Genomic DNA, 11,720 nt, shown 5'->3' with positions numbered 1-11,720 from the left:
TGAAGGAAGGTTTTGGGAATGGCGGGAAGCCGCAAGAATGAGTTGAGGGCATTGTTCGGGGGAGGGCTGGCACCGACCGAGCCTGCCCGTGCGCCCGAGACGAAATCCATGCCTGAGGCTGAGGCCAAACCTGCGCCGGCGAGAGAGGGAGCCTTGCCGCCCCGCAGCGCATCGGGTGCTGTCAAGGCGATGGGGCTTTCCCTCGGAGCCATGTCTCGCGAGGTAGAAGAGGCCCGAGCGCTTCGACAGGCATTGAGCGAAGGGGAGCGCGTCGTCACCATCCATCCCGACAGGATCGATTCCTCTTTCATCGAGGATCGGTTGATGCTTGATGGGCATGAGGATGGGGATTTCGCAGCGCTGGTGGACAGCATCCGCGAGAGTGGCCAGCAGGTGCCGGTGCTGCTGCGTCCGCATCCTGAAAAGCAGGGCCGCTACCAGACCGCCTACGGTCATCGCCGCGTCAAGGCCGCCGCTCGTCTCGGCATCGAGGTAAAGGCGATCGTCAGGCCGCTTTCCGACGACGAGTTGGTGTTGGCGCAGGGTAAGGAGAATGCCGAACGCCGCAACCTTTCCTTCATCGAGCGTGGGCTGTTTGCCAGGAATCTCGTGAGCCTCGGTTTCGACCGCAAGGTGGTCGGCGATGCACTGGCCGTGCAGAAGAGCGAGTTGTCACGCCTGCTGCAGGTGGTGGAAAGTGTGCCCGAACGGTTCATCCGGGCTGTCGGGCCGGCACCGAAGGTCGGGCGCGAGCGCTGGATGAAGCTCGGCGAAATCCTCTCGCGGGAGGCCAAGCAGCATATCGCGACCGACGTGATCCATACCGAACGATTCAAGGTGGCCGACAGCGACAGCCGTTTCCAGATATTGTTCGCACGGCTCGATGCGAGCATGAAGCCTGAGCCTGCCAAGCCGCAGGAATTGAAGGATAGGAACGGTCAGGTCTTCGCCCGCGTGAGGCGCGAAGGGAAGACGAAGCGTATCGAATTTGCGGCGGATGTCGACGCCGCCTTTGTCGACGAGGCGGCGTCATTGCTCGCCGCCCGTTACGAGGAGTTTCTGACAGGTCGATCGGCCGGAAAGAGCTGAGAGCTGTCTTGCATGTTGCCAAAAGCGGAAATCGATTCCGGGCAATGGCATGCACAAACGGAAGTAGAAATGCCTTAACGGGCGTATCGGAACACACGGAAAGGAAGCTACGAGAGCAAGAAAAAGGCCCCCAAAACGTCACCGTCCTGGAAGCCCTCTTCAATCTAAGCAGTTCAAGAGAATCACTTCCATAGTCCAAAGTCAAGAGTCGGCGGCAGAAATGCCGTGTCCGAGCGTGGGAGATTTTGGCTGATTGCGACGTTTCCGCGGGCGCTTGCCTCCGAACGGAGACGGATATGGTGGAAAGACTGGCAACGACGCCTTTTGGCGGCGCGCAATTTTCTGCGCGCAATTTTGCCCTCCGAGCCGAAGTGGAGCGCCGGCAGGAACGTCTGCGCGCGGGCGAGGGTGGCAATCACACCGGCAAGGCCGAGAAATGGCAGCTTATCAGGGCGCTCACCGAGGCGAGGGAGGTCTATGGCCTCTCGGACCGCTCGATCACGGTGCTTGAAGCGCTGACGAGCTTTCATCAGGAACGCGAACTCGATGGTAGTGCGCCACTCATCGTCTTTCCATCGAACGTGGAACTGTCAATCCGTTCCCGCGGCATGTCGCCTGCGACGCTGAGGCGGCATCTGGCAGCTCTGGTCGAGGCAGGGCTGATCTTCCGCCGCGACAGCGCCAACGGCAAGCGTTTCTGCCGCCGTGATGGGAGCGGTCAGGTTGAGAGCGCCTTCGGGTTTGACCTGGCGCCCTTGGCGCTGCGGGCCGACGAGATCTTTTCACGTGCGGAAGCCGCACGGGCGGAGGCGAAGCGGATTGCCCGGGTTCGTTCGGAGATCACGCTGCATCTGCGCGACATTGCCAAGACCGTGGAAGCAGCGCTCAATGAAAGCAGGACAGGGGACTGGGGCACCTATTTGGAGCGGCTGCAGACACTTTCCGGTCGCGTGCCGAGGCGGACCGAGATTGTGGAACTGGAAATCCGCTGCGACGCGTTGATCCGGCTGAGGGCTGAGGTGGAGAATGCCTATCTTAATAGTCTCTCGGAACAGGAAATGAGCGCCAATGAGTCTGTTTTTGAGCAGCATATTCAGAATTCAAATACAGACCCAACTTTTGAATTAAACGGCCAAGAACATAACACCCCGGCGCCGCGAATGCCGGAGATTGCCCCAGAACGCAAATCTGTCGGAGTTGGGCTGAAGGAATTCCTGAAAACTTGCCCGCAGATTGCCGATTATGCTCGCACCGGGGTGAAGAACTGGCGGGACGTGGTGGAGGCGGCTGATCTTGTCCGCTCCATGCTGGGCATCAGTCCGAGTGCTTGGGCGGCGGCGAGGGCAGCGATGGGGGACATTTCCGCCGCAATCGTCGTCGCGGCAATCCTGGAAAGGGCGGAGGATATCCGCTCGCCGGGCGGTTACCTGCGCGATTTGACACGGAAGGCGGAAAAGGGCCGCTTCTCTGTTCATCCAATGCTGAACGCGCTGAGGGGATAGCGGCGGCTCGCCGGGGGTGGAATTGAGGAGCGTCAGGATTCATATGCCTTCCTTTGATGATTTTGATCCGAAAGGCTAATATTGACAGTGAATGTATACAGACTTATTGCTTCTGTAGCGTCGCGATGGAGGATGGGAAAACTGACGGTTTCTGGAGTGGGGTCTGTAATTCCTTTTTTACGAATACCTTTTCTGCGCTTGTGATATCGCGCCATAGATTGGCCAGGCGCCGGATGAAATGTTCGGGAAATAGGGAGGCAGGGGCGATAGTGTATACACGGTTTTGTGAGGCCGTCTTAGAAAGAGTCCCCCGGATCATCAGAAAGCGGCGACCCAGGATATCGCGTCAATGAAAAAGGGAAATTGTGGGCCTGCAGATCATTTCAACTGGTTGACTGCTCGTTCTGCTGAACCTGATATGCTCTGCAAGCCGTGGTGGGCCATGGCCGCAAGGAGGATGCGGCCTGTCACGCAAGCTTTGGAAATGGTCATCTTTTGAGGAGGAAAAGAAATGATTACCAGAAGGACACTGATGGCTGCGACCGGGATCGCTTTGAGCGGTCTTGTGGCTCTGCCGGCGGCCGCACAGGAGACAGTCAAGATAGGCCTCATTCTGCCGATGACCGGTCCGTTTGCCTCGACCGGTCACCAGGTCGACGCCGGCGTGAAGGCTTACATGGCGCTGAACGGCGATACCGTCGCCGGCAAAAAGATCGAAGTTGTTCTTCGCGACGACGCCGGTGTTGCTGACCAGACTCGCCGCATAGCCCAGGAACTCGTCGTCAACGATGGGGTCAAGATGCTGATGGGCTTCGGCCTGACGCCGCTTGCCATGTCGGTCGCTCCGGTCCTTAACCAGGCGAAGATCCCGGCGATTATCACATCGGCCACGACATCGGCGATCATGCCGCAATCGCAATATTTTGCTCGTACTTCGATGGCCGGCCCGCAGTCGGCTGTTCCGGTCGCCACCTGGGCGGTGCAGAACAACCTGAAACGCGTCGTCACCCTCGTTTCCGACTATGGTCCAGGTATCGACATCGAGCAGGGGTTCACTAACCAGTTCAAGAAGGAAGGCGGCACGATCGTCGAAGCCGTCCGTGTTCCGCTCGCCAACCCGGATTTTGCACCCTTCCTGCAGCGCGTGCGCGACGCCAAACCCGATGCGGTCTTCGCCTTCGTGCCGTCGGGTGTCGGCTCGCTGTTCATGAAGCAGTTCATCGAACGCGGACTGGCGGATGCGGGCATCAAGCTGATCGGTACTGGCGATATCACCGACGATGATCTTCTGAACGGCATTGGCCCGGCGGCCAAGGGGGTGATAACCGGCCATTTCTATTCGGCCCTGCACGACAGCCCGGAAAACAAGGCCTTCGTTGAGCAGGTGAAGAAAGACAACAAGGGGATGCGTCCGAACTTTATGTCGGTCGGTGGTTATGATGCCATGACGCTGGCCTATGCCGCCCTCAAGAAGACTGAGGGCGATACGGATGGCACCAAACTCATTGAAGCCATGAAGGGGGCATCGTGGGTAAGTCCGCGCGGCCCGATCACCATTGACCCAGCGACCCGGGACATCGTGCAGGACATCTACATGCGCGAGGTCAAGGAAGTGGATGGCGAACTCTACAATGTCGAGTTCGCCACCTATCCAAAGATCAAGGATCCGAATGCCAAGTAATCGGCGGGCAGGATCGTTGCATATGCGGATGGCGGGCTTTGGCCCGCCATCCTTGTCTCGGCTTTAAACGGTTCCCGATTCCATCATGAGATGTGTTAATGACGGGATCATGAGTTCTTCCCCGTCGCCCGCTTCCGCATCCACCATATTGCAGCATAGCCTGCGGCACCTGAGGGCGTTTCTTGCGGTCGTTGATACCGGCTCGGTTACCAAGGCAGCGGAATTGTGCTTCGTATCGCAGCCCGCCGTCACGCAGGCGCTGTCGAAAATCGAGAAAACGGCGGGCATGCCGCTCTTCTCCCGCACGCCGCAACGCGTCTTTGCCAATACCGGCGGGGAAATGCTGGCGCGGCGCATCAGGCGCGCCTTCGGTTATCTCGACCCGTCCCTTTCCGAGCTCTCGCCAAGGCTCAAGGTGACGGCTACGACGGCACAGCTGAAATCTCTGATCGCCGTCCGGGAAACCGAGAACTTCACGCTCGCCGCGCGGCGGCTTGGCTTGAGCCAGCCCGCCGTATACCGCGCGGTCAGCCAGCTCGAACAGGAAGCAGCGCGGCCTCTCTTCGAACGCGCGTCCTATGGGATTGTCGCGACCCGCCCGGCGCAGGTGCTCGCCCAGGCAGCAAAGCTCGCCTTCCTTGAACTCGAACAGGCAGATGCCGACATGGCAGAGCTCACGACGGCTGAAGCCGGCCAGATCGTCATCGGTGCCACGCCTCTTGCGAAATCCTATGTGTTGCCGAAAGCGATCGCGAGCTTCCGAAAATTCCGCCCAAACCTTCCCATCCACATTCAGGAAGGTCCTTATCCTGACCTGCTCGGAGCTTTGCGCCGGGGCGAGATCGATTTCCTGCTCGGCGCACTACGGGAGCCTGCACCTATCGGGGACGTCGAGCAGAGGGTCCTGTTCTACGACACCGTCGTTCTGGTTGCGGGCAACGATCACCCCTTGGCCGGAAAGTCGGAAATCATGGTCGAGGAGCTTGCCGCCTACCCCTGGGTTGTCGGCCAGAGCGGTACGCCAATCCGCCGCTACTTCGATGGCATATTCGCCAACGCAGCCAGCGGGTCGCCCAAAAGCATCGTCGAATCCGGTTCGCTCATCCTCATGCGCGAACTCTTGGACACGAGCGAGCATCTTGGGTGCACGTCCAGGCTTCAGGCGGAAGCGGAAATAGCTCGCGGGTTGATGCGCGCCTTGCCTTTCGATCTGAGCTACACGTCGAGACCGATCGGGGTGACGCTTCGCAAGGACTGGCTGCCGACTGCCGCACAGCAGACGTTTCTGGAACTTCTGCCGACACGGCCCGATCGGCCGCTATAACGAGAACTTATGAGAACGGCAGACGATCTGATAAACATCTGGCCCGCGTCCGGTTTAATAGTGGGAGCTGGAACAAGCCCCGGGAGAGATTGCAGCTTGAAGCTTACGCCACAGGCGGAACCGAAAGCGAAAATAATGGGGCATCAAAATACCGTAGCCGGTTGACGACTATGTATACATTCATCGATATAGGCGCCAGATCGTGAGGATTTGCCGCTTCGGTTGAAAAATCGGCTGGCTGGCAAGAGGCCGATAGACATAATCCGCACCCTGAGGAGGAGACTCATGCTGAAGAGAAGAACATTGGTGGCTGCCGCAGGCGCGGCGCTTGGCTGCCTTGCCGCATTTCCGGTGGCCGCGCAGGAAGTTGTGAAAGTTGGCCTTATCCTGCCGATGACCGGACCGTTTGCTTCCACCGGACGCCAGGTCTCGGCCGGTGCCAAGACCTTCATCCAAACCCATGGCGACACCGTCGCCGGCAAGAAGATCGAGCTCATCATCCGTGACGACGCAGGTGTTGCCGATCAGACCCGCCGTATTGCGCAGGAACTGGTGGTCAACGACGGCGCCAAGGTTCTCGCGGGCTTCGGTCTCACTCCTCTTGCCATGTCGGTCGCGCCGGTTGCGACCCAGGCAAAGGTTCCGGCGATCGTGATGGCTGCCGGCACGGCATCGATCACCAAAGCCTCGCCGTTCATAACCCGCACCTCCGGTACGCTACCGCAATATTCGCTTCCGGTTGGCACCTGGGCTGCCCAGAATGGTATCAAGAACGTCGTAACGCTCGTGTCTGACTACGGCCCGGGCATAGATGCCGAAAAATGGTTCACCAAGGAGTTCAAGGCCAAGGGCGGCGAGGTCACCGAGGCCGTGCGCGTTCCATTGCAGAACCCCGACTTTGCACCTTTCCTGCAGCGGGTGCGCGACGCCAAGCCGGATGCGGTCTTCGTTTTCCTTCCGTCGGGCGTCGGTTCGCTGTTCATGAAGCAGTTCTCCGAACGCGGGCTTGCCGATGCCGGTATCAAGCTGATCGCCACCGGTGACGTCACCGATGACGACATCCTCAACAGCATGGGCAAACCGTCGATTGGCACTATCACCGGTCATTTCTACGCGACCGCGCACGACAGCCCGGAAAACAAGGCCTATGTCGAGGCTTTCAAGAAGGCCAACGATAACATGCGCCCGAACTTCATGTCGGTTGGCGGCTATGATGGCATGGCGCTGATCTATGCCGCGCTTGAAAAGACCAAGGGCGATGCGAGCGGGCCGGCCTTCATGGAGGCCGTCAAGGGGCTTTCCTGGACGAGCCCGCGCGGCCCCGTCTCCATCGATCCCGAGACCCGCGACATCATCCAGAACATCTATATGCGCGAGGTCAAGGAAGTGAACGGCGAGCTGCAGAACGTCGAATTCCAGACGTTCGAGGCGCTCAAGGATCCGGAAAAAGCCGAAGCCAAGTAAAGACTGGATACCCCTTACCCCGCCTAGCAAGCCGGCAGCCGGGTGAGGAGTTATCTGGCAGCGCCCCCTTAGTCACAAGAAACTCGGGGCTTGAGCCGCCTCGGTTTCCCGGCGACAATGCGGGGAGGCATCATGGGTGCAGTAACCGGGAAATCAGGGCCCTCTAGAGAAGATTTCGCATGCTGACCATTCTGTTTGACGGCGTAGCTTACGGCATGTTGCTGTTCATTCTCGCCTGCGGGCTGACGGTGACGCTTGGCCTCATGAACTTCATCAACCTGGCGCATGGCGCTTTCGCCATGGCCGGCGGCTATGTGACCGTCATCATGATGAACCGCTACGGCATTTCCTTTTACTGGTGTCTGCCGGCGGCCTTCCTCGTCTCGGCGCTGATCGGCCTCGTCTTGGAGCGCACGCTCTATCAGTGGCTATACCAGGCGCCGCACCTCGACCAGGTTCTCTTCTCGATCGGCATCGTCTTTATGGCAATCGCCGCGACGGACTATTTCATGGGCGGTCAGCAGCAGCTCATTAATCTGCCCCCGGAACTTTCGGGTCGGATGGATGTCTTCGGTGTGGGTGTCGGCCGTTACCGGCTCTTCACCATCGTCGTCTGCGCCCTGCTTGCGGTCGCGCTGCAGTTCATCCTGTCGAAAACCCGCTTCGGCAGCCGGCTGCGCGCCGCGGTCGATGACCGGCGTGTGGCGATGGGGCTCGGCATCAATGTGCCGCTCGTCTTCGCGCTGACATTCGCCTTCGGTTCGGGGCTTGCCGGCCTCGGCGGGGCGATGGGCGCGGAAATCCTCGGGCTTGATCCGAACTTCCCGCTGAAGTTCATGATCTACTTCCTGATCGTGGTATCCGTGGGCGGCACTTCGACTGTTTCCGGCCCGTTCCTCGCCGCCCTGCTGCTCGGTATCGCCGATGTCGCGGGTAAATATTATGTCCCCGCCATCGGCCCCTTCGTCATCTATGCGCTGATGATCGTCATGCTAATCGTGCGCCCGAACGGACTGTTCGCAAGGGGTGGCCGATGAGCGCTGTTCAACAGGAAACCACAGTGACGGCAAACCCGACCGCCGACGCCGAAAGCCGCGCGACCAGGCTGATGAAGCGCAGAAGCCGCGTTCGTTTCTACGAGATCGTCATCTGGCTTGCCGCGATCGCAGCTTATTTCGTGTTGCCATCGAAGATGCTGATCCTCACCGAGATCGCCATTCTGGCATTGTTTGCCGTCTCGCTCGACCTGGTACTCGGGTTTGCAGGGATCGTCTCGCTCGGTCACACTGCCTTCTTCGGATTCGGCGCCTATATCGCCGGCCTGCTGGCCCTGCATTTTATCGCCGAGCCGGTGATCGGGCTGATCGTGGCCGGCATTCTGTCCGGTGTGCTGGGCCTGTTGACCAGCTTCCTCATCCTGCGCGGTTCGGACCTGACCCGCCTGATGACCACGCTCGGCATCGGCTTGATGATGGCGGAACTGGCCAACCAGATGGCCTGGCTCACTGGCGGTGCCGACGGGCTGAGCGGTTTCTCGCTCAATCCGGTCCTCGGACTCTTCGAGTTCGATCTTTTCGGCAAGACCGGCTATCTTTATTGCCTTGCCGTGCTCTTCATCGGAACGATGATCATGCGCCGCATCGCCTTTTCGCCTTTCGGCCTGTCGCTGAAGGCGATCAAGGGCAACCCGATGCGAGCCGCCATGATCGCAGTACCAGCGCGCAAACGCATCGTTACAGCCTATACGATTGCCGCTGTCTTCGCCGGTATGGCGGGCGCCCTGCTCGCCCAGACGACGAGTTTCGTCTCGCCGGACGTGCTTGCTTTTCACCGGTCGGCCGACGTGCTTCTCGTGCTCGTCATCGGGGGTACGGGCTATCTCTACGGCGGCATTTTCGGGGCCGTGCTCTTCACGCTGGTGAAGGACTGGCTCTCGGTCGTCACGCCGCAATACTGGATGTTCTATATCGGCCTGATTCTGGTCGTGCTCGTGTTGATCGGCCGTGACCGGTTGGCGCGCTGGATCGAATATCTGCCGGAACGCTTCTCGAAGTCGAAGGAGGAGGGCCGATGAGTGACATCGTTCTTGAAACCAGGAACCTGAAGCGCTATTTCGGCGCCTTCCTTGCCACCAATGACGTGAGCCTGAAAGTGGAGCGCGGCGCCCGCCATGCGCTGATCGGCCCGAATGGCGCGGGCAAAACGACGCTGATCAACCTTCTCACCGGCGTTTTGCCTCCTTCGGAAGGCCAGGTCTTCCTGGAAGGGGAGGACATCACCTCGATGGCGTCCTTCCGGCGCGTCAAGCGCGGGCTTACCCGCACCTTTCAGATCAATCAGCTCTTCAGCGAATTCACGCCACTCGAAACCGTGGCGCTGGCGATTGCCGAACGAGAAGGTGTTGGCCACAATCTGTGGCGGTCGATTGCCGGCTATGGGAAGGTCGTCGACGAAGCTGCAACCCTTCTTGCCCGCTTTGGGCTTGCTTCGGTAATGGCCGAGCGCACCGTCATCCTGCCTTACGGCAAACAGCGTTTGTTGGAGATCGCACTCGCCTTTGCGTCCAAGCCTCGCGTGCTTTTGCTCGATGAGCCGGCCGCCGGCGTACCAGAAGACGAGCGGCACGAAGTGCTGTCGATCGTCTCGGACCTGCCTGCGGATGTAACTGTGCTGTTGATTGAGCACGACATGGATCTGGTCTTTTCGTTTGCAAATCGGATCTCGGTTCTTGTGGCCGGCGCGCTCTTTACCGAAGGCACGGTTGCCGAGATTTCCGCCGATCCGCGCGTCAAGGCCGTCTATCTCGGAGAAAATGCATGAATACCCCGGTTCTGGTCACCGAAAAGCTGGTGGCAGGCTACGGCGAGGCGAGCGTATTGTCCGGTATCAGCCTGACGATCCAGGAAGGCCGGACGCTGGCTCTGCTTGGCCGCAACGGCACGGGCAAGACGACCTTCGTGAATACCCTGGCCGGTGTGACAACCTACCACGCCGGTTCGATCCATCTGATGGGCCGCGATATCACCAGGCTGAGGGCCGACCGTCGCGCGGCGGCGGGTATCGGCTGGGTGCCGCAGGAGCGCAACATCTTCAAATCGCTGACCGTCGAGGAGAACCTCACCGCTATCGCGCGGCCGGGCGTCTGGAACCTGGAACGCGTCTATGGCATGTTTCCGCGCCTTCAGGAGCGGCGGAAGAATCTCGGCAATCAACTCTCAGGCGGCGAACAACAGATGCTGGCGGTCGGACGCGCGCTGATGGTGAACCCCAAGCTGCTGTTGCTTGACGAGCCGACCGAAGGTCTCGCGCCGATCATCGTCGACGAATTGCTTGCGGCAATCCGCCGGATCGTCGAGGGTGAGGGCATGTCGGCGATCATCATCGAGCAGAAGGCGCGGAAAGTCCTGCCGTTGACCGATGATGCCGTGATCCTTGACCGCGGCGCGGTGGTTTATCAGGGGAGCAGCGCGGAGCTTCTTGCCGACGAGGCGATCCTTGGCCAGCATCTTGGAGTGGAGAAAGGCGCGCGGCACTGACGCGACTTGCTACAGATTTGGCCTCACCGTCTTCGCACCGACAGGGTGAGGGGCGTCGGGACGCAATGTCCTTCCCGCAGGGATGATACGGAGGGAGGGATGGGGCGCCATCCCTCCCTCTTTTGTTCATTGCTTCGGAATTCCAGCCTTTTCGATCACGTCCGACCATTTCCTTATGTCGTCCGAAAGCCGCTTGCCAATCTCCTCCGGAGTGCTTGAACGAGCTTCGACACCGAGATCCGCAAATCGCTTCTGGATCGCCGTATCGGCGAGCACCTCGACGAGTGCGGCATTAAGTTTCTTCACCACCTCCGCCGGCGTGCCGGTTGGTGCGAAGATACCGTTCCATGACGTCACGTCGAAACCGGCGACGCCCTGCTCCTGTGCGGTAGGTACGTCGGGCAGCAACATTGAGCGCGTCGGGCCGGAGGAGGCGATAGCGGTCGCCTGTCCCTGGGTGAGGGCCGCCTTCAGCGCAGTCTGGCTGTCTACGATTACGTCGAGTTCGTCGCCAAGCAGGGCAACGAGAAGATCGGGCGTCGCCTTGTAGGGAACGATGGTGAAATCGATCCCCGAGGTCGACTTGAAGAGTTCGGCGGCGAGATTCTGGCTGCTGCCGACATTGATCGTGCCGACATTCAGTGCCCCCGGATCGGCCTTCGCCGCGTCCAGCACATCCTTGAGTGTCTTATATTTGCCGCCAGCCTTGGTGACGAACACGAAGTCGAAATAGGCAAGGCTTGATATCGGGACGAAATCCTTGACCGGATCGAACTGCAGGTTCTTGAAGAGCGGCACACTGATAGCCGTCCCGTTCGAAAGCAGGGCAAGCGTGTATCCGTCGGCTTCGGCGTTAAGTGCGGCCTGCGCAGCGGTGGCTCCGCCGGCGCCCGGCTGGTTCATGATGACGATCTGCCTGCCAAGCTTCTTGCCGAGCGCATCTGCCACCACGCGCGACGTGATGTCGGCAATCCCGCCAGGACCGAACGGCAGCACAAGGGTGATATCCCGCGAGGGGTAATCCTCCTGCGCTGCGGCGGCAGCCGGCGCGACGATCGCCAGGGCGAGCGCGGGCGCTAGCCATTTCATGAATTTGCCGGCCCGCCGAAACAGCCCCGGCGGTT

Annotated in this window: 10 protein-coding genes; 9 read left to right on the top strand and 1 reads right to left on the bottom strand. The window is 60.1% G+C overall.

Going from position 1 to position 11,720, the window contains the following annotated elements:
- Positions 1-18 precede the first annotated feature (18 nt).
- The 9 genes from repB (at position 19) to J2046_RS11530 (ending at position 10,596) form a co-directional block, all read left to right on the top strand.
- Entirely contained in the window at positions 19-1,089 is a 1,071-nt protein-coding gene (gene repB, locus J2046_RS11570; RefSeq protein WP_210051862.1) for a plasmid partitioning protein RepB, read from the top strand.
- Positions 1,090-1,385: 296 nt separating this feature from the next.
- Positions 1,386-2,591, top strand: a complete 1,206-nt coding sequence (gene repC, locus J2046_RS11565) for a plasmid replication protein RepC (protein ID WP_210051860.1) — start codon at positions 1,386-1,388, stop codon at positions 2,589-2,591.
- 511 nt (positions 2,592-3,102) lie between these two features.
- Positions 3,103-4,272, top strand: coding sequence for an ABC transporter substrate-binding protein (locus J2046_RS11560; RefSeq protein WP_210051859.1), 1,170 nt, complete (start codon positions 3,103-3,105; stop codon positions 4,270-4,272).
- A gap of 109 nt (positions 4,273-4,381) precedes the next feature.
- Positions 4,382-5,596 (top strand): LysR family transcriptional regulator, encoded by a 1,215-nt coding sequence (locus tag J2046_RS11555; RefSeq protein WP_210051857.1) that lies wholly within the window; start codon positions 4,382-4,384, stop codon positions 5,594-5,596.
- A gap of 285 nt (positions 5,597-5,881) precedes the next feature.
- Complete coding sequence (locus tag J2046_RS11550; RefSeq protein ID WP_210051854.1) at positions 5,882-7,060, top strand: ABC transporter substrate-binding protein; 1,179 nt, start codon at positions 5,882-5,884, stop codon at positions 7,058-7,060.
- A gap of 179 nt (positions 7,061-7,239) precedes the next feature.
- Entirely contained in the window at positions 7,240-8,097 is an 858-nt protein-coding gene (locus J2046_RS11545) for a branched-chain amino acid ABC transporter permease (RefSeq protein WP_210051852.1), read from the top strand.
- A complete protein-coding gene (locus J2046_RS11540) occupies positions 8,094-9,134 on the top strand; it encodes a branched-chain amino acid ABC transporter permease (RefSeq protein ID WP_210051851.1) in 1,041 nt (346 codons plus the stop codon). The genes J2046_RS11545 and J2046_RS11540 overlap by 4 nt, the downstream gene beginning before the upstream one ends.
- Positions 9,131-9,880 (top strand): ABC transporter ATP-binding protein, encoded by a 750-nt coding sequence (locus J2046_RS11535; RefSeq protein ID WP_210051849.1) that lies wholly within the window; start codon positions 9,131-9,133, stop codon positions 9,878-9,880. The genes J2046_RS11540 and J2046_RS11535 overlap by 4 nt, the downstream gene beginning before the upstream one ends.
- Positions 9,877-10,596, top strand: a complete 720-nt coding sequence (locus J2046_RS11530; protein WP_037145594.1) for an ABC transporter ATP-binding protein — start codon at positions 9,877-9,879, stop codon at positions 10,594-10,596. The genes J2046_RS11535 and J2046_RS11530 overlap by 4 nt, the downstream gene beginning before the upstream one ends.
- A 126-nt stretch (positions 10,597-10,722) precedes the next feature.
- On the opposite strand, the gene J2046_RS11525 is transcribed toward J2046_RS11530, so the two are convergent.
- Positions 10,723-11,685 (bottom strand): Bug family tripartite tricarboxylate transporter substrate binding protein, encoded by a 963-nt coding sequence (locus tag J2046_RS11525; protein ID WP_411828490.1) that lies wholly within the window; start codon positions 11,683-11,685, stop codon positions 10,723-10,725.
- Positions 11,686-11,720: the final 35 nt, after the last annotated feature.

The organism is Neorhizobium petrolearium (assembly GCF_017873175.1).
GTDB lineage: Bacteria > Pseudomonadota > Alphaproteobacteria > Rhizobiales > Rhizobiaceae > Neorhizobium > Neorhizobium petrolearium.
This window is presented reverse-complemented; position numbering and strand designations above follow the sequence as displayed.

Coding starts and splice junctions, on each gene's coding strand:
- repB (WP_210051862.1), top strand. CDS start 19: ATGGCGGGAAGCCGCAAGAATGAGTTGAGGGCATTGTTCGGGGGAGGG.
- J2046_RS11560 (WP_210051859.1), top strand. CDS start 3,103: ATGATTACCAGAAGGACACTGATGGCTGCGACCGGGATCGCTTTGAGC.
- J2046_RS11525 (WP_411828490.1), bottom strand. CDS start 11,685: ATGAAATGGCTAGCGCCCGCGCTCGCCCTGGCGATCGTCGCGCCGGCT.
- J2046_RS11530 (WP_037145594.1), top strand. CDS start 9,877: ATGAATACCCCGGTTCTGGTCACCGAAAAGCTGGTGGCAGGCTACGGC.
- J2046_RS11540 (WP_210051851.1), top strand. CDS start 8,094: ATGAGCGCTGTTCAACAGGAAACCACAGTGACGGCAAACCCGACCGCC.
- J2046_RS11535 (WP_210051849.1), top strand. CDS start 9,131: ATGAGTGACATCGTTCTTGAAACCAGGAACCTGAAGCGCTATTTCGGC.
- J2046_RS11555 (WP_210051857.1), top strand. CDS start 4,382: ATGAGTTCTTCCCCGTCGCCCGCTTCCGCATCCACCATATTGCAGCAT.
- repC (WP_210051860.1), top strand. CDS start 1,386: ATGGTGGAAAGACTGGCAACGACGCCTTTTGGCGGCGCGCAATTTTCT.
- J2046_RS11545 (WP_210051852.1), top strand. CDS start 7,240: ATGCTGACCATTCTGTTTGACGGCGTAGCTTACGGCATGTTGCTGTTC.
- J2046_RS11550 (WP_210051854.1), top strand. CDS start 5,882: ATGCTGAAGAGAAGAACATTGGTGGCTGCCGCAGGCGCGGCGCTTGGC.